Raw genomic sequence first — 22,312 nt, 5'->3', positions numbered from 1 at the left:
GAGTAGTTCCGGATATTTAATACCCCTAAATCAGCAAGCTTGTTGCTTTTTCTTCAAGTGCTCGATGTAGTCATTCACATCCGACAGCACCCACCCCCTCGCCTTTGTGCCAAGACGAATGGGCTTCGGAAACACGGGGTCGTAATACTTGGATTTGGGATTAATGCGCAGATACACCGTGGAGCGAGAAATCCCTAGCGCCTTCAGAAGTTGGCGCAGGCGGAGGATGGTGTTCAGACGCATGGCATCGTTGCCTACTGTGGCAACGGCCTGGATCGCTTCCTCATCGCAGAAAGGCGTACGGGGGACTTCCGCAGTCCGAGAGGCTTGGGGGTAAGCGAGCAAGGACATGCTTGCCTGGGATGCCTGTACAGGATGGAAGCTACGCTCCATCTGGCTCTTGGATTGAGGTGCGTAAGGGGTGTGGTTCATGGCAATCAGCTCGTGTTGAAGAGAACCGGATTGCAGCGGAACGACCAATTTCTTTCGAGCCGGTTGCTTGGCTACGAGAACAGACTCAAGCATCAATCTTGACTTTTCAATTAATTTGCGATAGCGATAAAAATCAACCATCGCATCCACTCGCAACCTCGTCATGCGAACCTGCGAAAGGTCGCCAACATTTAGTTCCCCCACATTGGAGAAATCGAGTGTTTCGGGCGCATGCGAAAGCTTCGCTTTTTGGCATGCGAAGCCGCATGTGATGCCAGGCTTGTGACACATCACAAGCTGCGTGATATCGAGACAAACGCCTCTTCGAGCTCTCCCAAAAAGCTGATTCTTTCAATCAACAATCAACTTTTTTTCAACCACATATCACCGACCTGAGCAGACACCGCTCTGCCGACCAGGTCGTGGTGATGCGCCTGCCTCCCTCACGACAGGCGCTCCAGCACCTGGCTTCTTGTCTTTCTTCCAAGGAGCTTTGATGCCTTTTTCCCCTCTCCCTCCCAATTGCCCCCTGTGCCATAGCCCACGGGTCGTCTCCCGCAACTGGGCTCGCAAGACCGCAGGTGCCATTGGCTGCGCCGCTGGCGCCACAGGTGGCTTTGTGGGCGCCCTGCGTGGTGCGCAGATTGGGATTGCCTCGGGCCTGATGACCGGCCCCGCGGGTTCAACCCTCGGTGGCATTGCTGGCGCGGTTTTAGGTGGCTTGGCCGGGACAGCCATTGGCTGCGAAGTCGGCACGTCGGTGGGCAAAACGATCGATACCCGAATGCTGGACAACTTCAAGTGCCTGGAATGCAGGCATGTATTTGCCCGCCAGGAATCGACCTCCGGCTATGCCGATTCCGATTGAGCGATTCGCCCGACTCAGTCCATTTTCCCTTCTACCCCTTACCTCCCCTTTTGGCTTTTCGCTTCTCTTACTGAAGGAGTTCTCTCATGGCACATCTCGTAGAAACCATGGCCTATACCGGCCAGACCCCCTGGCATGAACTGGGCCACGCCCTCCCTGCCAAGCAAGGCATCGATGTCTGGGCGCAAGCGGCCGGCATGGATTGGCGCATCCAGGAAACACCGGTGCGTTATCTCGCATCCAGTGGTGAGCCAGGTCCTTCCGGGCTGTCCGGCCTGTATGCCGAGCCCAAGGAGTTTCCCGAGCAGAAGGTGCTGTACCGCAGCGACACCCAAGCCCCTCTGTCGGTGGTGGGCAGCCGCTACCAGGTAGTGCAGCCCCGTGAGGTGCTGGAGTTCTATCGGGATCTGACCGAAGTGGCCGGCTACGAACTGGAGACGGCCGGGGTGCTCAAGGCCGGGCGCAAGTTCTGGGCCCTGGCCCGTACGGGCAAGTCCGCTGCCCTCAAGGGCAAGGATGTGGTCAACGGCTATTTACTGCTGGCCACGTCCTGCGATGGGACGCTCGCCACGGTGGCGATGCCTACGACAGTGCGGGTGGTGTGCAATAACACGCTGACCATTGCGCTGCGCGATGGGGTCGGTGCCGTCAAGGTGCCGCACAGCACGGCTTTCGATGCCCAGGCGGTCAAGCGCCAGCTGGGCGTGGCCGTGGGCCAGTGGGACAGTTTCATGTACCGCATGAAGACGCTGGCGGAGCGCAAGATCAAGACCCATGAGGCGATGAATTATTTCCTCAAGGTGATCTGCAATACGGACCAGCATTCCGATCCCACGGTGGGCCTGACCAATGAGCGGGCCCTCAAGAAGGTACAGATGCTCTACGAGGGCCACGGCAGGGGCGCCGAGATGCAGGCGGCCAAGGATACGGCCTGGGGCCTGCTGTGCGCCGTCACGGAGTTTGTCGACCACGAGAAACAGGCACGAAGCCAGGACAACCGCCTCGACAGTGCCTGGTTCGGCCAGGGAGCGGTGATCAAGCAACGGGCCCTGGACCATGCGTTGCAGTTGGTCGCCTGAATCAGTGGCCTGATCGTGCTTGATCGCTGGCTTTCTTGTCCGTCTTTGGACGGTTCCCTTCTCTTCTTTCACCACTCTTCTCACCACCACAAGCCGCCTTTTGAGGCGGCTTTTTTATGCCCGCATTTTTGCGGGCCAAGGAGTTCTGTATGTCTTTGCACTTGGTGAGCCCTTCGGGGCCTGCTGCGCCTGCAGTGCGCTCTACCTCTGCCCCATCCCGTACTCCCCGCAAGAGAGCCGCCCTGCGCCTGGTGTCCACCAAGGACCTGGAGCGCGAGGACTGGCTGGAAGTGCGCCGTACCGGCATCGGCAGCTCGGATGCGGCAGCAGCCATCGGCCTCAATCCCTACCAGTCCCAGTTGGAGCTGTGGATGCAAAAGACCGGCAAGGGCGATCTGTTGCCGGCTGTCGACCCCACGGACGACACCAGCCCCATGTTCTGGGGCACCTTGCTGGAGCCCATCGTGGCGGCCCATTACACCAAACGCACGGGCAACAAGGTGCGGCGTGTGAATGCGGTGCTGCAGCATCCCGAACACCCTTGGATGCTGGCCAATGTGGACCGGGAAGTGATCGGAGTTCCCGATGTGCAGTTGCTCGAATGCAAGACGGCCGGCATCCATGGCGCCCGCCTGTGGCGCGATGGCGTGCCCGAGTATGTGCAGGTTCAGGTGATGCACCAGTTGGCTGTGACGGATAAGCAGGCCGCCGATGTGGTGGTGCTGGTGGGCGGGCAGGAATTGCGCATCTTTCGCATCGAGCGGGATGAAGCACTGATAGCTCGGCTGATTGCCCTGGAGAAAGCCTTCTGGGACATGGTCCAAAGCGGTACCGCGCCGGCCGGTGACGGCTCGGACAGTGCCGAGCAGGCTTTGCGCTGTCTCTATCCCAGCGATGCCGGCGAGCAGGTGGACCTGAGTGAGTATCAGGAACTCAACACCACCTTCGAGGAGTTGCTACAGGCCCGTTCCGATCTCGATGCCGCGCAGAAACACGAAGCCCGTCTGCGCCAATGCATCCAGATGCACATGGGCGAAGCCAGCAAAGCCCTGTTTTCCTGCGGCGGCTCCGTGACCTGGAAGCGCAGCAAGGACGGCCAGGCCTTCAACAGCAGCCAATTCGTGCAAGAGCATCCCACGCTGGCCCAGCGCTATCTGAGTCCACGGGCAGGTTCACGGCGATTCTGTGTCTATGAGCCGGAAGCCGAGGCCTAGGCCGAGGAAGGTTCTCACTCCCTTGAGGGAAGTTAGACACCGGCCTCGTCAAATATCCGGCGCAAGACCTGCATCGGTAGGAACCGGACTCGGCGTCGCTTGAGCTCGCGCCTGAAAAGGCGCCCCCTCTCAATGAAGTTGATCCTGGGTTGCATCTCGATTTGGTGAGTTTCCAACGCACCCAATCTAGCAGCAAAAACCAGGCGGTTTGTGACATCGCAGTCCGCCCAGGGATCTCCCTCCCCTCCTTCCTTTTCCTTCTTTTTCCTCCCCCGTCCTCCTTGGCTTGGCCCTGAAGGACTTTGTTATTGGAGCATTCCATGATCAAAGGTTTGATGATCACCCCCCCGGTGATCGGCCGCATCGCCATCGGCAAGGTGGTGGAGCGCAATGGCAAACGATTGCCCGAGAAGGATGATGAATTCACCATTACCACCCAGGTGCAGTCTCGTGGGCAGTGGATCCTGCATCCGCTCGACGAAGCGCTACGCCAGGCTACCAGCCAACCATCCAGCGGCATAAAGGAAGGCGTGAAGCCTTCCCTGTCTGAAGGTAGTGAAGAAGGTGACAGTGGCTTACAGCCCGCTTCTGCTCAGCCTTCGCCGCGTCCCGGCAGGCGTTCGCTCAAAGAAAAGATGGGGGTTGTCACGGACGCAGAGCAGACAGCCGGCTCCAAAGTCCAGCCTGCAGCGACCTCCACAGCAACCACACCCACCCGGCGCAAGCTGCGCAGTATCCCTGTGCGGGTGCTGTTCAATGAACCCGATCTGAATCTGCGCGCCCATTACACCTTGTTCGACCGCAGCACGGCTAGGCCTGTCTGCGTGGGCGACGGCGAGAATTGCAAGCGGGTCACGAGCCAGGGGCTGGCCTCCATGCCCTGCCCCGGACCCGATGCCTGCGCCTTCGGGCGGGATGCCTGCAAGCCCTATGGACGGCTGAATCTGGTGATTGGCGACAGCGATGAGCTGGGCAGCTTTATGTTCCGCACCACGGGCTTCAACAGCATCCGCACCTTGACCGCCCGGCTGCAGTACTTCGCCGCGGTGTCAGGTGGGCATCTGGCCGGCATGCCGCTGGAGCTCAAGCTGCGGGGCAAGTCCACGACGCAGTCACATCGCTCGGCGATCTACTACGCGGATCTGGTCGTTCGCAGTGGATTGACGCTGAACGAAGCCATTGCCCAGGCCCAGGAATTGGCGACACAACGCCAGACTGCGGGGTTTGATCAGCAGGCTTTGGATGAGGCAGCAAGGGTGGGCTATGCCAACGGCAGCTTTGAGGACTCGCTCGAGGAAGCGGAGGTCATTGCCGAGGAATTTTTCCCTGAAACGTCCTCTGCATCTATCGCCAACTAGCTTGCTGTCAGTTCCAAAGCGGCCGACTCCCCCACGGGAAATCAGCGTAAGCGACTGCGCTTGATTTCTGGTGGCTGTGCCGCATTAGCCCGGCGTTCACCGGTCGGAGCCAGCGAGACATCACTCAACGGCTCAAACAGCTCGGCCAGCGTCACTCCCAGGACATGACAAATGCTTGCCAAGGTTTCGATGGACGGGTTGGCAACACCCCTCTCAATCGCGGAGATGTACGTCCTGTCGACCTGCGCCTCAAAGGCCAAGGTTTCCTGGGACTTGTCGGCTGCATGCCGGCATTGCTTCACTCGCCGTCCCAAAGCAATGGAAATAGGCGCAGCCGAGGAAGCCGAAGAAGTGGCAGAGCGCTTGCTGGTCATTGGCGGGCAGGATGCCCATTTGCAGACCAATTAACGACGCTATATAAACGTCAATTTTTGATGAATATAATCATCAAACGGAGATGGAAGGTCTATCAAAACTTCGACTTCAATGAGAGAAGCTCTGCATCCATCTCTTTCCCATTCACCAGTTTCTGCGTCCTCAGCCAAAGCGAGTGACGGGTTACGAAACCTGGAGTCCACGCCGTTTTGAATGGAGGTCCGCCACCCATCTATCAGCCCTTACTCCGCCCCATGGCCCGCTTCCGGCGGGCTTTCACATTCAAGACACATCCATAAAGAAGAGGGAAACCATGAAGAAGATTTCGAACCAAGGTATGGCTCAGTTGGCTCTGAGCGTTGTCACGGCAGCAGTGCTGACCGCCTGCGGCGGCGGCGGTGGCGGCAGCAGCGAAGCGCCACCAGCCTCCAACTCGGCCTCGGCCAACGGCGTGGCGGCTGTGGGCTCGCCCATTGCGGGCGGTGCCGTGACGCTGAAGTGCGCCTCTGGTGCTTCTGCCTCTGCCACCACCGGCACGGATGGCTCCTGGTCGGCCTCGCTCAAGGGCAGCGACTTTCCTTGCGTGATCCGCGTCTCCGGCGGCCAGGCCAATGGTCAAGCCCTGACTACGCCTTTGCATTCCATGGTGGCTGCATCGGGTCTGGCCAATATCACGCCGTTGACCGATTTGATGGTTGGCATCGTGAGCGGCCAAAAGCCCGATGCCTGGTTCGACTCGGCCACCAATGGGAGCTTGAGCGGTGCGATCCATGCCGGCGCCTTGGCAACGGCCCAGGACAAGCTCAAGGCGGCTCTGTCCAGCCTGCCGGGCAAGCCGTCGTTGCCGGCTGGCTTCGATCCGCTGACCAGCCAGTTCCAGGCGCAAAAGGGCGATGCGGGTGATGATTTGCTGGAGAGCTATGGCGCGGCCCTGATTTCTGCTGGTCTGACGCAGTCGGAAGCGGCTGGCAGCGTGGCGGCAGGCGAGACTCTGACCCAGGCAGCCTTTGCCGGTACGGCTTTCACGACGCCCAACATGACCCTGTTCCGTGCAGGTGCCGCGAAGACCAAGGCCGGCGATTTTGTTCTGTCGATACCCGATCCCCACCGTGGTCTGCTGACATCGAAGGCGTCCTTGGGCACAGACGGCAATGTGAACCAGGTGGGTCTGCCCTTTGTGGCGGTGACCAGCCTGCTGGGCAATCGCATCGCACAGTACTGCACGCAAGGCGCTGGCTCCTTTGGCTCCAATCAGCACGGCCAGTACGCCTATCTCTCGGAGGACTGGACTCCTGTCACCGATACCACCGAGCTACACGGCAAGGTGTTCAACGAGTACGAGGACTGCAGCCCCACCGGCACGCTGGAATTCCGGGCCGATGACTCCGTGGTGTTCACCGAAAACGGTGGCGTTCCCGACGCCCCCAACTTCGGCTTCTCCAAGGCCTTGTCCGGCGAGGGTATGGAGGACCTTGCAGAAAACTCCATCACGCATGCCAAGGTCTACAAGATCACCTTGGACGGCAAGACAACCTATGCCTATGTCGGTGTCTCGACCCAGAAGGGCCTGACCACACCGGTCATCGACGGCAAGGCCAACTACGTGACCATGGGCATTTCGCAATAAGCGTTGCCCGATCAACCGGCCTCTGCCGCCCTGCGGCCTCATCAAGCGATGCGTTCCATTGGAGCGCATCGCTTCTTGCTTTGTAGTTCCGAACCTCATGGGCGCAGCCATTGGCCTAGCGGCCCAGCCATCCTGGCTCACAGCTCACAGAGCCCAGCGGGCTTGGTACTGCCATGCCTGGCCCTGCCCCACTTCACATTGACCGGAGACCTCTCTCGATGAAAAAGCAACTCTTTCTTTGCACCGCCCTGACCCTGGCTGGCTGCAGCTCTGCCCCCAGTGACAGCGATGTCAAAAAATTCCTGGAGCCCCAGTTCGCCGCCTGTGACAACGTCAAGGTGACGCACGTCAAGAAGACCAACGGCTATGAAGAGGATGGCCACTACCGTGTCGAGTTCACCTACGACATCGAACTCAAGGACCTCGATACCTTGAAGCGCATGCGCCAGACCTACATGGAGGAGCGCGACCGCATGAAAGCCTGGGAGGATGCCGGCAAGGCCGATCAACAACAAATCGCGATGCTCAAGGCTGAGATCCTGGCGTTACGCAAGGAACACAACAGCAGCGCACCCCGTCGAGAAGACTTCAACTTCAACAATCCACCGGGGATGGGATTCCTGGAAGAAGACGCTTATCGGAAAGCGCTGGTCCACTGGGAAAACGAGCATCCGCTGCCGGGCAGCCTGCGCCAGAAGATGCAGGCGCTCGATGCGATGGAGCAGGAAGCACGGCAAAAGCAAGAACACAACCAGCCCAAGAACACTATCTACAACCAGGTGACGGAAAGCGTCTGGTCCATGTACGTTGCAGGATGCCCGAATGGAGGCTCCGCGAAGCTGTTTTATCCTGCGCTGCTTCGAATCCGTAACGAAGCGGCCAAGGCGCAGGACGTCCTGTACTGGCTGCAAGATCAGCAGCTTCAGATGAAGGGCAAGATCACCATGCGCAAGACCGAGAACGGTTGGCGAGCACTGAGCGAAGGATGATTTACGACAAGCAATGCCCAATGGAGCCCGGCGCCTTGTGCGCGGGGCTCCATGTCACATGACTTTGTTTTTTGTCCCAGAAACGACTTGATTGCTTTGTAGACAAATGGCTCGATGCAGGTTTGCTCGAAAGGCCTGGCTCGGAGACTGAACTGCGTCGAATCGCGCTGGTTTCCGGTAGAGATGGAGTCTATAACTCAGAAGACCTTAGCGCACGCAACGAAATGCTGGACTTGTTGGAAGCAACGGTCTCTTCAATGAACCAAGATCTCGTTTCTGCTCAATGAGCTGCAGCATGTCCACTTGGTGAACCAAGGTAGCCGCGCCCAAGATCGGCCGCTCGCAGGCGCTTTAGCGGCGACAAGCTCCGCCGCTGCTCAGTTGCTTCGGTTCGCTGCCCTACCAAGACGCTCCAAACGTGCCTTTTAGCTCCTGGAGGGATGCTGCGCTGAGTTCTAAAGGGAGACCATGGCGAGAGACACATGAACTTGGCAGTTTCTTCAAGCTCTTCAAATGCTGCCATAGCCTGTGTGTCGATTTCCACGCAAACCTGACCCAGTAACCTCCGGTTGAGTCAGGTTTGCGTGGAAATCAACAGATGAACGCAAAATTCAGCTAACAGCAGCCATATGGACTAACCTTACACGCGTGGCGTGTCCAAGATACTGTTGTGCTGGAGTGCGTCACTGTGGAGCTCGCCAACAGGAGCGAGCTGCACACTTTCAGGGTTATGCCCCTGCTCGGGGTAGTGGAGTGATACTTTGCACGGCTGGACAAAAATAGGCGGCGGATGCTCCCGCTCACGCACCTCCTGCAGGCATTGGCGCAACAATCCCATGGTGTAATATCTCCTTACTAGATCGCCTTGACCAACTCCGGCACGGCCTGGAACAGGTCCGCTTCCAGACCATAGTCGACCACCGAGAAGATCGGCGCCTCGGGGTCCTTGTTGATCGCCACGATCACCTTGGAGTCCTTCATGCCCGCCAGATGCTGGATCGCTCCCGAGATGCCGCAGGCAATGTACAGCTGCGGCGCCACGATCTTGCCCGTCTGGCCCACTTGCAGGTCGTTGGGCGCATAGCCCGCATCGACGGCCGCACGGCTGGCGCCGATGGCCGCTCCCAGCTTGTCGGCCAGCGGCGACATGACTTCCTGGAACTTCTCGGCCGAACCCAGCGCACGACCGCCGGAGACGATGATCTTGGCAGCCGTCAGTTCGGGACGCTCGCTCTTGGTCACTTCGCGGCCCACAAAGGCGCTCTTGCCGCTGTCGGCCACTGCCGCCACGGCTTCCACGGCAGCAGAGCCGCCAGTGGCAGCCGCTGCGTCAAAGCCCGTGGTACGCACGGTGATGACCTTGACGGCATCGGCAGACTGCACGGTGGCAATGGCGTTGCCCGCATAGATGGGGCGCTCGAAGGTGTCGGCGGAGTCGACCTTGGTGATGTCGCTGATCTGGGCCACGTCCAGCTTGGCGGCCACGCGGGGCGCCACGTTCTTGCCCGAGGCAGTCGAGGGGAACAGAATGTGGCTGTAGTTGCCGGCACCACTGCCCACAATTGCCAGCACCTGGGCGGCCACGTTCTCGGCCAGGCCGTCCTTGAGGCTGGCGCCGTCGGCATGGATGACCTTGGAGACTCCGGCGATCTGGGCGGCAGCGGCTGCTGCAGCGGCTGCACCTTCGCCAACCACCAGCACATGCACATCACCGCCGCAGGCCTTGGCAGCCGTCACGGTGTTCAGGGTCGCGGTCTTGATCGAAGCGTTGTCGTGTTCTGCAATTACGAGAGAAGTCATTTGTCGTTCTTCCTTTAGATCACTTTGGCTTCATTTTTCAGCTTGTCGACCAGGGCCGCCACATCGGCCACCTTGACGCCAGCGCCGCGCTTGGCAGGCTCGGAGACTTTCACGGTCTTCAGGCGAGGCGTCACGTCCACGCCCAGGTCTTCGGGCTTGAAGGTGTCCAGCTGCTTTTTCTTGGCCTTCATGATGTTGGGCAAGGTGACGTAGCGGGGCTCGTTCAGGCGCAGGTCAGTGGTGATGACGGCGGGCGTAGCCAGGGCCACGGTTTCCAGGCCGCCGTCCACTTCGCGGGTGACGTTGACCCGGGACGCGTCAGCCTTGTCGCCGGCGACTTCGACCTTGGAGGCGAAGGTGGCCTGGGGCATGTCGGCCAGGGCCGCCAGCATCTGGCCGGTCTGGTTGGCATCGTCGTCGATGGCCTGCTTGCCGCAGATGACCAGACCGGGTTGCTCCTTGTCCACCAGGGCTTTGAGCAGCTTGGCCACGGCCAGGGGCTGGAGTTCGATGTCGGTCTCGACCAGGATGGCGCGGTCGGCGCCGATGGCCATGGCGGTGCGCAGGGTTTCCTGGCATTGGGCCACGCCGCAGGAGACGGCGATGACTTCGGTCACCAGGCCTTTTTCCTTCAGGCGCACGGCCTCCTCGACGGCGATTTCGTCAAAGGGGTTCATGCTCATCTTCACGTTGGCGATGTCCACACCCGTGTTGTCCGACTTCACGCGGACCTTCACGTTGTAGTCCACCACGCGCTTGACAGGGACGAGGATTTTCATATGTGTCTCCTATGGATTGGGTAGCAGCTTTGTTTTGGCTGGCTTCAGCCTTGGGGAAGGCTGGTCTTTGTTCGCCAGCGGGCCAAGAGTTCCGATGCCTTTTTCTGCACGACATCGTGCTCGCGCGCCTTCACATGGCCGTAGCCTCGCACCTGCTGGGGCAAACGGGCGAGCGCGAGCGCTTCGCTGAAGTTGCTGCTATTCAAGTCCTTCAGCAGGTCCTCAACCATGGCTTCGAATTCGTCGATTGCCGCACGTTCCTCCCGCCGCTCCCGAGTCCAGCCGAACGGATCGAAGACTGTTCCACGCAGGAAGCGCAAACGGGCCAACAAACGAAAGGCGGTCTGTACCCACGCGCCATAGCGCTGCTTGATGGGACGGCCCTGCGCATCGCGACGTGCGAGCAGCGGCGGCGCCAGGTAGTAGCTCACGGTGAAATCCCCCTCGAAGCGCTCTTGCAACCGGGCAAGGAAATCACTGCTGGTGTGCAGGCGAGCCACTTCGTATTCATCTTTGTAGGCCATCAGCTTGTAGAGGCTCACCGCGACCTCGCGCGCCAGGCGCTCCCCCCCGACACGGGCCTTTTCGACATCGGCGACACGCCGCACGGCCGCCTCGTAGCGCTGCGCGTAGCGCGCATTCTGATAGTCGGCGAGCCGCTCTGTGCGATCGGCCAGGACGCTCGCAAGAGAGGCCGTTCTGCTGGGCATCAACATCACCTTCTCATTGGATGGCAGGCCGGCCGCGCGGCGTACCGCAGCAGGATCCAGCGCAGCCTGTCGCCCCCAGGCAAATGCTGCGCGGTTCATGCCCACCGCGGCACCGTTGAGTTCAATGGCGCGCAGCAAAGAATCCTCTTGCAGAGGCACCCAACCCTTTTGCCATGCAAAGCCCAGCAGGAATACGTTGGTGGCCACGGCATCCCCCATGAGGGCGACCGCCAGGCGGGAGGCCTCCAGGGACTCCACCTCGGCAGCGGCCGAGCCGACCCGCTCCAGCATCGCATCGGGGGAAGCCTGCCAATCGGGATCCCGGGTGAAGCTGCCCGTGGGGGCCACATCCGTATTCAGCACGGCGCGAGTGCGCCCGGGAGCCATGGAAGCCAGCGCATCGCCCGCCGCGGCCACCATCAGGTCGCAGCCGAGCACCACGTCCGCCTGTCCGCGCGCCACCCGTGCGGCATGCAGTTGGGAGGGGTCCGCCGCCAGCCGCACATGGGACATCACCGCCCCGCCCTTCTGCGCCAGGCCTGCCATGTCCAGCACCAGCACCCCTTTGCCTTCGAGGTGCGCAGCCATCCCCATGAGCGCACCGATGGTCACCACGCCGGTGCCGCCGACCCCCGCCACCAGGATGTTCCAGGGACGCGCCAATGCAGGCAGCTCGGGCTGTGCCAGGCCGGTGGGCGGCGCCACGCGGTCACGCTGGGGTTTTCGCAGCTCGGCGCCTTCGAGCACCACAAAGCTGGGACAGAACCCACGCACGCAGGAGAAGTCCTTGTTGCAACCGCTCTGGTCGATCTGCCGCTTGCGGCCCAGGGGCGTTTCCAGCGGCAGGATGGAGACACAGTTGGACTGCACGCCGCAGTCGCCGCAGCCCTCGCACACCTCCTCGTTGATGACCACCCTGCGCGCCGGATCGACCAGGGTTTTCTTCTTGCGCCGACGGCGCTTCTCAGCGGCGCAGGTCTGCGCATAGACGATCACCGATACCCCCTTGACCTCGCGCAGTTGGCGCTGCAGCGCGTCCATACCGTCGCGGTGCGACACCTTGACGTCCTCGGGAAAGTCGTCCAAGGCTTGAAAGGCCTCGGGCTCGTCGCTCACCAGGTGCAGCTCCGTCACGCCTTCGGCGGCAATCTGTCGCAGCAACTGGGGCACCGAAGGTGCGCCTTCGACCGGCTGGCCTCCCGTCATGGCAACGGCATCGTTGACCAGCAGCTTGTAGGTGATGTTGACACCGGCGGCCACGGCAGCGCGGATGGCCAGGGAGCCTGAATGCATGTAGGTGCCATCGCCCAGGTTGGCGAACACATGTGGCGTATCCGTGTAAGGCGCCTGCCCTATCCACGGCACCCCTTCCCCGCCCATCTGGCTAAACGTTTCCGTCCTGCGATCCATCCACATCGACATGTAGTGACAGCCGATCCCCGCCAGCGCGCGCGACCCTTCCGGCACCTGCGTGCTGGTGTTGTGGGGGCAGCCCGAACAAAAGTAAGGAAGCCGCTGCGGTACAGGCGCATCGGATGGGGAGCGGGGCGCCGCCGCCGTCTGGCGCTCCAGCCACTCCCGCACCGACTCCGGCAGCTCGCCATGGCCGAACACCTTGACCAGACGCGCGGCGATGACATCAGCGATGCCCGCAGGCGTGAGTTCGCCATTAGGCGACAGCAGAATGCCGCTGCTGGGGACCTGAACCCATTCGCCCGATTCATCGTATTTGCCGACCACGCGGGGACGGTGGGGTTCGTTGTAGAGATGCTCCTTGATCTGGTATTCAAGTACCTGGCGCTTTTCCTCCACGACCAGTATTTCGTCGAGCCCCTGCGCGAACTCGACCACGCAGGTCGGCTCCAAGGGCCAGACCACGCCGATCTTGAGCAGGCGCACGCCCAGCGCCTGTGCCGCCGCCTCGTCCAAACCCAGCAGCGACAGCGCCTCGCGCACGTCGAGGTAGCTCTTGCCGGTGGTGCAGATACCCAGGCGCGCGTCGGGGGCCATCCAGTCCTGGCGATTGAGCTTGTTCAAGCGCACGTACTCGAGCAAGGCATAAAGGCGCTCGCGCTGCAGGCGGTTCTCCTGCTCCAGCGGAGGATCGGGCCAGCGGATCGAGAAACCGTCGGCGGGAACCGGGTAGGACTGCGGAATCTTTATCTCGACCGACATTGGATCGATGTCGAACGACGACGAAGACTCGACCGTATCGCTGATCACCTTGAAGCCCACCCAGCAACCCGAATAGCGCGACATGGCGTACCCGTGCAGTCCGAATTCGATGAACTCGTGTACGCCCGAAGGATGCAGCACCGGAATCATCGCAGCGATGAATGCATGCTCGCTCTGATGCGGCAGACTGGATGACTTGCAGGCATGGTCGTCGCCCGCCACCAGCAAGACGCCCCCATGCGAGGCACCACCCGCGATGTTGCCGTGCTTGAAGACATCGCCGCTTCGGTCCACGCCCGGCCCCTTCCCGTACCAGAGGGCGAACACGCCATCGACCCGCGCCTTTGGATCCAGGCTCACCATCTGCGTGCCCCAGACCGACGTTGCCGCCAATTCTTCGTTCAGGCCGGGCTGGAAGCGCACCTTGTGCTTGTCCAGCAACACCCGGTTCCTCCACAGCTCCTGGTCTACGGCCCCCAACGGAGAGCCACGATAGCCGGATACGAAGCCTTCGGTATTCAATCCGGCCGCCTCGTCGCGGGCCTTTTGCGCCAGCAGCAGCCGAACCATCGCCTGCGTGCCGTTCATGTAAACACGGCCAGCGGGCAGCTCGTACTTGTCCGCCAGGGAAACGGGATGGGTCATGGGGGATATCTCCAGTCGCTCTTTTATTTGAACATTTATTTATATTTTGTTCATATTTGTGGCATAGTCAAATTCAATTTTTGAACCCCAGGTATTTGCCCTTCCAATGACGATCGGTCTCCCTGCCCTGCCGCGCTTCACGCTGCGCCAACTGCACTACTTCGTCGCTGTGGCCCGTTGCGGGCAAATCTCGGCAGCCGCAACGGAAGTCGGCCTGTCGCAGTCGGCCATGACACTGGCGATCGCAGACCTGGAGCAAGCCATGGGCACGGCCTTGCTGGATCGCGGGCGCCAGGGCGTCACCCTCACCCTGCAAGGACAAGGCTTTCTGCAGCACGCCGAATCCGTTCTGCGCATGGCCAACGAGGCGGCCCGCTTTCCGATGCACGGACGCGACCTCCACGGGAAACTGGAAGTGGCCGCGACCTACACCGTCCTGGGCTACTTCCTGTTGCCCGCCCTCGCACGTTTCTGCGAGCTGTACCCCCGGATTGAGCTATCTCTCGAGGAGATGCCGCGCAAGGACATCGAGGCCCGCCTGGCAAGCGGCCAACTGGAAATGGGCGCACTTTTGCTGTCCAACCTTGAAGCGCCGGAGCGCTTGGAAACCCGCGTCCTGGAAAGATCCCGGCGCCAGCTCTGGATGGCTGCGGGCCACGACTACGCTGGCCGGGGGAGCTTGAGCTTCGAGGAATTAGCGGCGCTCCCCTACATCCTGCCCATGGTGGACGAAGGCGACCGGAATGCCCGGCGCTACTGGGCCGATGCGGGATACACGCCACGCAAGATCATTCAGACCTCTTCCATGGAAGCGCTGCGCGAGATGGTCGCCCTCAATCTGGGCGTGACCATCCTGTCGGACATGGTGTTTCGGCCGTGGTCCTTGGATGGACGCCGCATCCACGCCGTCCCCATGGACGCACGGCTACCGGTCATGGAAGTCGGCCTGGCCTGGTCAGCGAACCGCACATTGAGCCCCTGCGCAGCGGCGTTGGAGCAGTTCCTGGGCCGATCATTCGCCAACGGCGCACAGGCAGTGGCAAGAACATAAATATGAACAAGTTCTTAGATTTTGCCTACAATTTACCAAGCATTCTGAACAACCAGGAGACAACACATGCTTATCGATTTGAGTCAAAAGCGCGTCATCGTGACGGGCGCCTCGCGCGGAATTGGCCGGGCCATCGCCAGCGCCTTTGCTAAGGAAGGGGCCCGCGTTGCGGTCTGCGCCCGCACACAAGCCGACATCGACGCCGTGGGTGCCGAGCTGGCGGCGACGGCGCAGGCCGTGATCGCACGTGCGGTGGACGTCACCGACACCGAAGGCGTGAAAGCCTTCGTGGATGAGATCGCAACCGCATGGGGCGGCGTGGATGTCCTGATCAATAACGCTGGCCAGGGTCGCGGCGGCAACCTCGACACACTCACGCCCGAGCAGATCCTGGAGCATGCCAACGTGCTGCAGATGGGCCACTTCCGCTTCATCCAGGCCGTGGTTCCCCACATGCGCAAGCAGCGTTGGGGGCGCATCGTCGAGATCAATGCGCTTGCCGGCACCCAGATCACCCCCGACGGCATTCCCTCGGTGGTCAACCGCGCTGGCTGCATCGCGATGTCAAAGTCTTTGGGCATGTCTCTGCCCAAAGACAATATTCTGGTCAACACCCTCAACATGGGCTGGATCGACACAGGACAGTGGGATCGCCACTACCGCGAAATGCCTCCCGGCACGCCACGCGATGAATTCGATGCCATGGTTCTCAAGGTCGTCCCACTGGGTCGCTTCGGCAAGCCCGAAGACGTCGCCGGCATGGCATTGTTCCTGGCGAGCGACTACGCCAGCTTCATCAGCGCCGCCTCGATCGACATTGCTGGCGGCATGGGCGGGCAGATCGCCTACTACCCGACCCTCAAAAGGGACTTTGGCGCAGCTATGGAGTTGCGCTATCCCCAACCGAACGCCCAGGCCTGAGGTTTGCGTCATATGAGTGAAGCAGAACGACCCTTGGAAGGTAAGGTCGCCGTCATCACCGGCGCATCGTCAGGCATCGGCGAAGCCATTGCCCATGAGCTCAGCGCCGCTGGCTGCAGCCTGATCTTGACCGCGCGCCGAGCCGATCGGCTGCATACGCTGTGCGCCAAGCTCCCCACCCCCGCCGCCGCCCTGAGCGCTGCCATTGATGACCCTGCCACGGCACGGGCCCTACTGGAGATGGCCTGCCGAACCTACGGCCGTGCCGATATCCTGATCAACAACGCCGGCATGCTGGTCAGCGGCCCTCTGGAAACCGTTGACCTCGACGCCCTGATGCAGATGACGCGCACCAACTACGACGCCGTGGTGCGCGCCTCCTATGTGTTCGCACGCGCGTTCAAGCAGCAGAGTAGCGGCTTCATCATCAATGTATCCAGCGTAGGGGCCTACCTGAGCCATTCATCCATGGGTGTCTACGCGGGACTCAAGCAAGCGATCGAGGTTTTCAGCACCGCGCTGCGAGTTGAGCTCAAAGGCAGTGGCGTGCGCGTGGGAACCATCGCACCAGGCACTACGGACACCGAGATCTTTGACCGGCTGAGAGCCTCGGGCCAGTCGGTGCGGGCAGACCAGACGCCCGCCCTGCAGCCATTGAACGTCGCGTCTGCCGTGCGCTACATGCTGCAGCAGCCTGAGCATGCCAACGTGGCGCGCATGCTCCTCGTTTCGTCTTCGGAATCCGTCTGAAACGCGAACTCCCACGCTGACTTGCCAGCGCGGGATTCGGCGAACGGGCTGCGTCAGCCCTGCTTGTACTTGGCCAGAAGCTCGGGCTCCAGCAGCTCTTCAGGCGTTCGTACGCTCGGGCCGAGGATCGGCCCCACCACTTCATGGCCCCAGGTGCTGAGCTTCTCGGGATTGAGCTCGAAGCCATCGTCGTGCCAAGGCTCCAGCTCGGTGATTGTTTCTAACGCAAAGCCGCCCGGCGAGAAATGGTAGAAGGAAGCGTGCGGATCCTGCGAGTGCTGACCCAAGGTCATCATCATCGGGATCCCGCGCTGCTTCACGATGTCGTAGGTCTCGCCGACGTCGCGCAGGCTTTTCACAAACAGGCCCACGTGCTGGACACCCATCTTCCCGGGCCCGTATCCATACGCGATATCGTGGCTGGTGTAGGTGTTGAGCTTGGAACGGTAGAACGCCGTCTGGCCCTTGCCAGCACCCGGACCATAGTAGTGAAAGCCCATCAGCTTGACGAAGAAATCCTGCAACTCGGGCGGCCATTGCGGCGTGATCACAACCAGATGCCCCAATCCCCGCACACCGGCTACGAAGCCCCCGTGAGGGCGGCCTGGCGTGAAGGAGCGGGGCATCCATTTCTGACCATGGAACATCTCATGCTGGTAGCCGACCGGGTCGCGAAAACGGAACACTCCCTTGACGCCACGCTGTTCGCACAGCGCCGCATCGCCCATGGTGACCTCCACGCCATGCTCCTTGAATCGGGCGATTGCCGCCTCGAACTCGATCTTCCCCTTGGCCTCCCACCCAATGTAGGCCAGGCGGTCGATCTTGCCGGGATGGAAGGCGAACCGGTGCCGCCGGTCGTCCAAGCGGAAGTAGAGGGAGTCCGGATCTGACGCCGGCGACTGGCCGATCTGAAAACCCATGACTTGCGGCCCGTATTCCCGCCATTCGTCCACCTTGGTTGTCTCGAAGCCAAGGTATCCAATGCCTATGATGTCCATGCTGGTGTTTTCCCGTGAGCTAAAAAAATCGATACCCTTCGGAGCGAGCCATGGGATACGTCAGCGCCCGTCGATAGCAGACCTTGCTGCCCCCCGGCCAATCACGACTAAATCTCTTCGATGACCAGCGCTTCCGCCGGGCAGGCCGCAGCCCCTTCCCTCGCCTCCTCCTCAAGCCCACCGGGGACAAGCTCGGATTCGACGTACACCAAGCCGTTCTCATCCAGCTTGTATACCTCTGGGCAAAGTTGGGCGCACAGCCCATAGCCGCAGCAACGACCGCGATCCACGATCACTCGAAGTGCGGTTTTTTTTCCGTGGGAACTCATGATTTTTCCTTTCGATAGAGCTAGATCGGTGATGCTGATCATGGAAACATATGCACATTATTTAGTAAAGTGTTGATTTTCATGCTAGGGTTCCCCCTAAAATCACGCTTCATACCCCGCGCAATGTGCCGCAGCACCAACCCGGTATTCCCTGGCACTCCAGTGCCCCTCTGAGGAGGTTGGCGATATATAAACTCAATACAGAATGCACTTCGCCATTTAGAATACTCGCTACTGCTACCTACGGAAGTTCTGTGGCACCTTCATCGCCCTCAACACATCCCAGGCAACGACCCGCATTCAATTGATCACTGGACAACATGAAATCCGTTGTGACCGAAGACAAACCCGCGCCGGACAAAGCTCCGGCCTTGGCCGATAGACCCAAGAAATCTGGATCTAGCCAAGGCGTCATCGTGAAGCCCGTGGTAAATGCCATCGGAGTCCTTCGATACCTCGCGCACAAGGGCGCCCCCGAACGAGCTGCAGACATAGCTCGGCACCTGGAAATCAATCCAAGCACCTGCTTCAACATCCTTCGAACACTGGTCTCAGAAGATGTCGTCGACTTCAATCCGCTCTCCAAAACGTACTCTGCGGGGCTGGGGCTGGCTCGGTTAGCAGAACAACTGGTGACACAAGGCCAGCGTCTCCAACTGGCATTACCGCTCATGCGCGAACTTGCCATCGAGCGAGGGATCACAGTCACGCTCTGGCGTCGGATGGGCAATGACAGGATCGTGCTCGTCAGCTCCGAATCCAGCCCTACCGATCTGCACATCTACATGCCGCTGGGCCAGCGCCTGCCCATCCTGATGGGAGCCAGCGGCCGGCTCTTCGTTGGGCAGATGAATCTCTCGGAGAAAGACCTGCGCGCTGAATTCGCCAACATTCGCTGGGCACGCGCGCTGTCGTTCGAGGAATACCTGGAACAGGTTCATCTGGCCCAACGCCATGGATGGGCCGTTGACGATGGTTACTTCTCCGACGGCGTCCTGGCGATCGCAGCCCCCGTTCGCGACACCGCGCACAACATTGCCTACACCGTTTCGGCCGTCATGATCCGCAGCCATCACCCTAATGCACGAGCCCGGATCAAGGCCCTTGGAGAGTCGCTGAAGGAATTGGGCACGCGGCTGGAATCCGTGCTCTTTTGAGGCCCCGGCCTCCAACCAGTACCGCTCACTTCATGCCTACGCAGCAATTATGGGAGCGGTTTGAACGGCGAATGCACGCACAGAAATAGGAATCAAATCGGCCCCTATCATTTTCCAGGTCGGCGCAAAAAGCTATCAAACGCAAGAGCAAATTCCGCGCCATACGCGACTCACGCCGCTCCTACGAACCCAGGGCTTAGGGAAACCCGGAGAATATAAGCGCCCACACATCACCAACAAAAGGAGAAACGTGGACAGGAGGAACGTGGGCATGCAGATGGTCAACATGCTTGGATTGATGGACGGCAACATCGACAAAGTGCCACATCACAGCAACAGCCACCGCAAGGCTCGAGACGGTCATAAAGATCAAGGAAGGCATTTTGTCTCCATGGTTCTTCCTCTGAAGGCGAGACGGCCGCGCACTACAAATACAAGACTATTTCCACAAAAATGTACAAATATTATCTTTATGTGTCAATGCCAAACCAGCTCCATATCCGCTTTTCACCGATAACCAGAGAAAAACACCGGCCCAGCCCCATCCACCGGACTGAGTCCAAATAACACCGCTCGTCGGCGCACTGCGGGCATGCAGCACAGGCACGAGAGACACCTGCCCATCCACCCCCTCACTGGCATGCAATCTTGCGCATCGCCCACAACCCTGCGCGACACGCAAATACATACAAGGCCAGTCAGGACAACTGGAATGAACAGACTGCCAAGGTTGATCTCCAGGAAAAGATCATCAGGGCCGCAGCCATCCAACAGAAGTAAGCAGCTGGCTCTCATGAAGCGCACCATCAGATGCACACCTCTTGTCAGCCCTTACCACCGGTTGGTTCCCAGACCTTGGTCCAGCGCAAGCTGAAATAGCCTGGCGTAACCCAATCCGTCGGGATATTCCGGACTATCCGTCGGCAATGGCCGCCTCCGCCCAGTAGAACCTCCGTGAGCAGCAAGCGCTGGACACCGCGGGCGTCAGCATCGCGTTCATTCGCCAACGCGCCATCATGCGCTGAAACCCGCGCTGCACCTACATCTTCGGATACCCAGACAAGCACGCACTGATAGGCGTGGGCAGCGAGCAACTGCACCTTAGCCGAGACGACTTGCGCAGCCTCCCTGCACCACGCTCAGCGTGGGCCATGCCTACCGCACGCAGCGGCGCTTTAGGCGCAAGGACGGCAGTCTGTTCTGGGGAGAGCTTACGAGCCGCCTCATCGACTCAGATAACCTGCACGAGGGCTCGATCTGGATCGTCAGCGACATGAGTGAGAACCTGCTTGCGCAACAGGGTCCGAACGAGGCGCACGAACAGTTCACGCGGCAGCCTCAGCGGGGGCTCAGGGCCATAACGCTTCTCGCGAAGGCGTGCAATAGCAGCTACCAACCCTATAAAGCCAAGGCTTGGCAATCACATGCGGCCTCCAAGGCAACCGCCATAAATCACCGGCTCCAGGACGGGTAGCCGGAACTGCCTGGGTTCAGATGACCACCGGAATGCCGGATCCCAGGCCCCTCGCCCGCATTGCGCCGGAATGCTCCAGCGGAGCACCTACCTTGCCAGCTTGGCTAGTGGTATTCCCTAGAATTGCATATTTTTTTCTTCTAAATATGAACATTATTATTGAATATGTTCATTATTTGATCTAGCATTCCCTCATACCCCATTTGGCTCGGCCACCACTGAACCAAGCCCCATCGCCTCACCCTCTGGAGACAAGATGAAACTGGAAGATCTCATCCTCGTCAGCGTTGACGATCACGCCATCGAGCCGCCCAATGCATTCGCCCGTCACATGCCCGCGAAGTACAAGGGGCGCGAGCCCCGCGTCGAGAACCACAAGGGCCGCGACGTCTGGGTGTTCGAGGAAAAAGCCACTGGCTACATGGGCCTGAACTCGGTGGTCGGACGCCCCAAGGAGGAATACGGGATGGAGCCGCTGGGCTACGAGCAGATGCGTCGCGGCACGTGGGACATCAAGGCCCGCGTCGACGACATGAATGCCAATGGCGTCCTAGGCTCCATCTGCTTTCCAACCTTCCCGGGCTTTGCCGGACAGCGGTTCCAGAGCTATGAAGACCGTGGCGTCTCGCTCGCAGCCATCCAAGCCTACAACGACTGGCATCTGCACGATTGGTGCAACGCCGCACCGGGCCGCTTCATTCCCCTGATGATGGTTCCCTGGTTCGACATGCAGGCGGCGGCGGAGGAAGTCAAGCGCCTGGCCAAGCAAGGCGTGCATGCCCTCACATTCTCCGACAACCCTACCGTGCATGGATATCCGTCCATCCACAACAGCTACTGGGATCCCCTGTGGAAAGCATGTGCGGACAACGACGTAGTGCTCTGCTGCCATATCGGTACCGGCGTCAAGGCGGCCCATGCATCTGACGAATCGCCAATCGATGCCTGGATCACTTCGATGCCCATCTCTATTTCCAACTCCGCCGCCGACTGGATCTGGGCGCCGATGTGGAAAAAATTCCCCAAGCTGCGCATGGCCCTGTCCGAAGGCGGCATCGGCTGGATTCCCTACCTGCTGGAGCGCGCCAACTTCACCCACAACCACCACAACGCTTGGACCAACTCCAACTTTGGCGGTAGAAACCCCAGCGACATCTTCAACGAACACATCATCACCTGCTTCATCGAGGATGAGTTCGGCCTGCGCAACCTGGACTTCATCAATGTCGACAAGGTCACCTGGGAGTGCGACTATCCGCACTCCGACTGTACCTGGCCGGAATCCGCCAACGTGTTCTGGAAGCAATCGCAGCACCTGAGCGACGAGGTCATTAACAAGATCACGCATCTGAATGCGATGCGCGAGTTCTCCTACGATCCCTTCGCCATACTAGGTCGCGAAAACTGCACCGTCGGCGCGCTGAAGGCGCAGGCCAAGCACGTGAGCATCGAGCCAGCCTGCGGCATGGGTGGCGCTGCACCGCTTCGCGACCCGGAGCGTCCGGTCACCTCGGGCGACATCAACAAGATGTTTGCCGCCGCCGACGCCCAGACCGCTTTGTAAACCGCCATCGGATC

The 22,312-nt window shown here is 60.4% G+C and carries 20 protein-coding genes; 12 read left to right on the top strand and 8 right to left on the bottom strand.

What is annotated here, in order from left to right; genetic code table 11:
* Positions 1-30: 30 nt before the first annotated feature.
* Positions 31-723 carry an AlpA family transcriptional regulator gene (locus tag FSY59_RS27575; protein WP_200879570.1) on the bottom strand — a complete coding sequence of 231 codons (693 nt, stop codon included), beginning with the start codon at positions 721-723 and terminating at the stop codon, positions 31-33.
* A gap of 328 nt (positions 724-1,051) precedes the next feature.
* On the opposite strand from FSY59_RS27575, the gene FSY59_RS24220 reads away from it, so the two are divergent.
* The 4 genes from FSY59_RS24220 (at position 1,052) to FSY59_RS24205 (ending at position 4,951) form a co-directional block, all read left to right on the top strand.
* Positions 1,052-1,300 carry a hypothetical protein gene (locus FSY59_RS24220; RefSeq protein WP_255439719.1) on the top strand — a complete coding sequence of 83 codons (249 nt, stop codon included), beginning with the start codon at positions 1,052-1,054 and terminating at the stop codon, positions 1,298-1,300.
* Between the two features lie 86 nt (positions 1,301-1,386).
* Positions 1,387-2,379, top strand: a complete 993-nt coding sequence (locus FSY59_RS24215) for a DUF932 domain-containing protein (RefSeq protein ID WP_034390085.1) — start codon at positions 1,387-1,389, stop codon at positions 2,377-2,379.
* Positions 2,380-2,528: 149 nt separating this feature from the next.
* Complete coding sequence (locus tag FSY59_RS24210; protein ID WP_043376766.1) at positions 2,529-3,593, top strand: YqaJ viral recombinase family protein; 1,065 nt, start codon at positions 2,529-2,531, stop codon at positions 3,591-3,593.
* A gap of 320 nt (positions 3,594-3,913) precedes the next feature.
* The gene (locus FSY59_RS24205; protein WP_034382508.1) at positions 3,914-4,951 is read left to right on the top strand and encodes a phage capsid protein; all 1,038 of its coding nucleotides are present in this window, start codon (positions 3,914-3,916) and stop codon (positions 4,949-4,951) included.
* A gap of 41 nt (positions 4,952-4,992) precedes the next feature.
* Here the strand turns inward: FSY59_RS24205 and FSY59_RS24200 are convergent, their stop codons facing one another.
* Positions 4,993-5,325: a helix-turn-helix transcriptional regulator gene (locus tag FSY59_RS24200; protein WP_043374624.1), complete on the bottom strand. Its 333-nt coding sequence runs from the start codon at positions 5,323-5,325 to the stop codon at positions 4,993-4,995.
* A 314-nt stretch (positions 5,326-5,639) separates the two neighbouring features.
* On the opposite strand from FSY59_RS24200, the gene FSY59_RS24195 reads away from it, so the two are divergent.
* Together FSY59_RS24195 and FSY59_RS24190 are read left to right on the top strand one after the other, a co-directional pair.
* Positions 5,640-6,953, top strand: a complete 1,314-nt coding sequence (locus FSY59_RS24195) for a hypothetical protein (RefSeq protein ID WP_051962230.1) — start codon at positions 5,640-5,642, stop codon at positions 6,951-6,953.
* Between the two features lie 218 nt (positions 6,954-7,171).
* On the top strand, positions 7,172-7,942 hold the full coding sequence (locus FSY59_RS24190) for an oxidoreductase (RefSeq protein ID WP_229227507.1): 771 nt from the start codon (positions 7,172-7,174) through the stop codon (positions 7,940-7,942).
* An 855-nt stretch (positions 7,943-8,797) separates the two neighbouring features.
* Here FSY59_RS24190 and FSY59_RS24185 read toward each other — a convergent pair.
* The 3 genes from FSY59_RS24185 to FSY59_RS24175 are packed head-to-tail and all read right to left on the bottom strand — an operon-like array spanning position 8,798 to position 14,090.
* The gene (locus FSY59_RS24185; RefSeq protein ID WP_043374627.1) at positions 8,798-9,742 is read right to left on the bottom strand and encodes an electron transfer flavoprotein subunit alpha/FixB family protein; all 945 of its coding nucleotides are present in this window, start codon (positions 9,740-9,742) and stop codon (positions 8,798-8,800) included.
* A 14-nt stretch (positions 9,743-9,756) separates the two neighbouring features.
* Positions 9,757-10,521 (bottom strand): electron transfer flavoprotein subunit beta/FixA family protein, encoded by a 765-nt coding sequence (locus FSY59_RS24180; RefSeq protein WP_043374630.1) that lies wholly within the window; start codon positions 10,519-10,521, stop codon positions 9,757-9,759.
* A 44-nt stretch (positions 10,522-10,565) separates the two neighbouring features.
* On the bottom strand, positions 10,566-14,090 hold the full coding sequence (locus FSY59_RS24175) for an indolepyruvate ferredoxin oxidoreductase family protein (RefSeq protein WP_255439730.1): 3,525 nt from the start codon (positions 14,088-14,090) through the stop codon (positions 10,566-10,568).
* 67 nt (positions 14,091-14,157) lie between these two features.
* Here FSY59_RS24175 and FSY59_RS24170 point away from each other — a divergent pair, with 67 nt between their 5' ends.
* The 3 genes from FSY59_RS24170 to FSY59_RS24160 all read left to right on the top strand — a co-directional run bounded on the left by FSY59_RS24170 (position 14,158) and on the right by FSY59_RS24160 (position 16,773).
* On the top strand, positions 14,158-15,102 hold the full coding sequence (locus FSY59_RS24170; RefSeq protein WP_043374636.1) for a LysR family transcriptional regulator: 945 nt from the start codon (positions 14,158-14,160) through the stop codon (positions 15,100-15,102).
* 66 nt (positions 15,103-15,168) lie between these two features.
* Complete coding sequence (locus tag FSY59_RS24165) at positions 15,169-16,023, top strand: SDR family oxidoreductase (protein ID WP_034379681.1); 855 nt, start codon at positions 15,169-15,171, stop codon at positions 16,021-16,023.
* Between the two features lie 12 nt (positions 16,024-16,035).
* Positions 16,036-16,773 carry an SDR family oxidoreductase gene (locus FSY59_RS24160; protein WP_034390159.1) on the top strand — a complete coding sequence of 246 codons (738 nt, stop codon included), beginning with the start codon at positions 16,036-16,038 and terminating at the stop codon, positions 16,771-16,773.
* Between the two features lie 53 nt (positions 16,774-16,826).
* Here FSY59_RS24160 and FSY59_RS24155 read toward each other — a convergent pair whose 3' ends face one another.
* Positions 16,827-17,774, bottom strand: coding sequence for a VOC family protein (locus tag FSY59_RS24155; RefSeq protein ID WP_034379685.1), 948 nt, complete (start codon positions 17,772-17,774; stop codon positions 16,827-16,829).
* A gap of 107 nt (positions 17,775-17,881) precedes the next feature.
* A complete protein-coding gene (locus tag FSY59_RS24150) occupies positions 17,882-18,145 on the bottom strand; it encodes a ferredoxin (RefSeq protein WP_229227509.1) in 264 nt (87 codons plus the stop codon).
* Positions 18,146-18,423: 278 nt separating this feature from the next.
* Between FSY59_RS24150 and FSY59_RS24145 the strand changes: the two genes are divergently transcribed.
* Positions 18,424-19,260: an IclR family transcriptional regulator gene (locus FSY59_RS24145; protein WP_051962232.1), complete on the top strand. Its 837-nt coding sequence runs from the start codon at positions 18,424-18,426 to the stop codon at positions 19,258-19,260.
* A 196-nt stretch (positions 19,261-19,456) separates the two neighbouring features.
* On the opposite strand, the gene FSY59_RS24140 is transcribed toward FSY59_RS24145, so the two are convergent.
* Entirely contained in the window at positions 19,457-19,642 is a 186-nt protein-coding gene (locus FSY59_RS24140) for a hypothetical protein (protein WP_034379687.1), read from the bottom strand.
* A gap of 762 nt (positions 19,643-20,404) precedes the next feature.
* Between FSY59_RS24140 and FSY59_RS27790 the strand changes: the two genes are divergently transcribed.
* Together FSY59_RS27790 and FSY59_RS24130 are read left to right on the top strand one after the other, a co-directional pair.
* Positions 20,405-20,734, top strand: coding sequence for a PAS domain S-box protein (locus tag FSY59_RS27790; RefSeq protein ID WP_034379688.1), 330 nt, complete (start codon positions 20,405-20,407; stop codon positions 20,732-20,734).
* Positions 20,735-20,990: 256 nt separating this feature from the next.
* Positions 20,991-22,298, top strand: a complete 1,308-nt coding sequence (locus FSY59_RS24130) for an amidohydrolase family protein (RefSeq protein WP_034379689.1) — start codon at positions 20,991-20,993, stop codon at positions 22,296-22,298.
* Positions 22,299-22,312 lie beyond the last annotated feature (14 nt).

Source organism: Comamonas sp. Z3, assembly GCF_008121565.1.
Lineage (GTDB): Bacteria > Pseudomonadota > Gammaproteobacteria > Burkholderiales > Burkholderiaceae_C > Comamonas > Comamonas brasiliensis.
Note: the sequence above shows the minus strand (reverse complement) of the source record. Positions and strands in the feature narration are given on the sequence as shown.

Bases quoted from the DNA above. Each gene is read 5' to 3' on its own strand.
- FSY59_RS27575 (WP_200879570.1), bottom strand. From the start codon at position 723: ATGTGTCACAAGCCTGGCATCACATGCGGCTTCGCATGCCAAAAAGCG.
- FSY59_RS24215 (WP_034390085.1), top strand. From the start codon at position 1,387: ATGGCACATCTCGTAGAAACCATGGCCTATACCGGCCAGACCCCCTGG.
- FSY59_RS24210 (WP_043376766.1), top strand. From the start codon at position 2,529: ATGTCTTTGCACTTGGTGAGCCCTTCGGGGCCTGCTGCGCCTGCAGTG.
- FSY59_RS24205 (WP_034382508.1), top strand. From the start codon at position 3,914: ATGATCAAAGGTTTGATGATCACCCCCCCGGTGATCGGCCGCATCGCC.
- FSY59_RS24200 (WP_043374624.1), bottom strand. From the start codon at position 5,325: ATGACCAGCAAGCGCTCTGCCACTTCTTCGGCTTCCTCGGCTGCGCCT.
- FSY59_RS24195 (WP_051962230.1), top strand. From the start codon at position 5,640: ATGAAGAAGATTTCGAACCAAGGTATGGCTCAGTTGGCTCTGAGCGTT.
- FSY59_RS24190 (WP_229227507.1), top strand. From the start codon at position 7,172: ATGAAAAAGCAACTCTTTCTTTGCACCGCCCTGACCCTGGCTGGCTGC.
- FSY59_RS24185 (WP_043374627.1), bottom strand. From the start codon at position 9,742: ATGACTTCTCTCGTAATTGCAGAACACGACAACGCTTCGATCAAGACC.
- FSY59_RS24180 (WP_043374630.1), bottom strand. From the start codon at position 10,521: ATGAAAATCCTCGTCCCTGTCAAGCGCGTGGTGGACTACAACGTGAAG.
- FSY59_RS24170 (WP_043374636.1), top strand. From the start codon at position 14,158: ATGACGATCGGTCTCCCTGCCCTGCCGCGCTTCACGCTGCGCCAACTG.
- FSY59_RS24165 (WP_034379681.1), top strand. From the start codon at position 15,169: ATGCTTATCGATTTGAGTCAAAAGCGCGTCATCGTGACGGGCGCCTCG.
- FSY59_RS24160 (WP_034390159.1), top strand. From the start codon at position 16,036: ATGAGTGAAGCAGAACGACCCTTGGAAGGTAAGGTCGCCGTCATCACC.
- FSY59_RS24155 (WP_034379685.1), bottom strand. From the start codon at position 17,774: ATGGACATCATAGGCATTGGATACCTTGGCTTCGAGACAACCAAGGTG.
- FSY59_RS24150 (WP_229227509.1), bottom strand. From the start codon at position 18,145: ATGATCAGCATCACCGATCTAGCTCTATCGAAAGGAAAAATCATGAGT.
- FSY59_RS24145 (WP_051962232.1), top strand. From the start codon at position 18,424: ATGAAATCCGTTGTGACCGAAGACAAACCCGCGCCGGACAAAGCTCCG.
- FSY59_RS24140 (WP_034379687.1), bottom strand. From the start codon at position 19,642: ATGCCTTCCTTGATCTTTATGACCGTCTCGAGCCTTGCGGTGGCTGTT.
- FSY59_RS24130 (WP_034379689.1), top strand. From the start codon at position 20,991: ATGAAACTGGAAGATCTCATCCTCGTCAGCGTTGACGATCACGCCATC.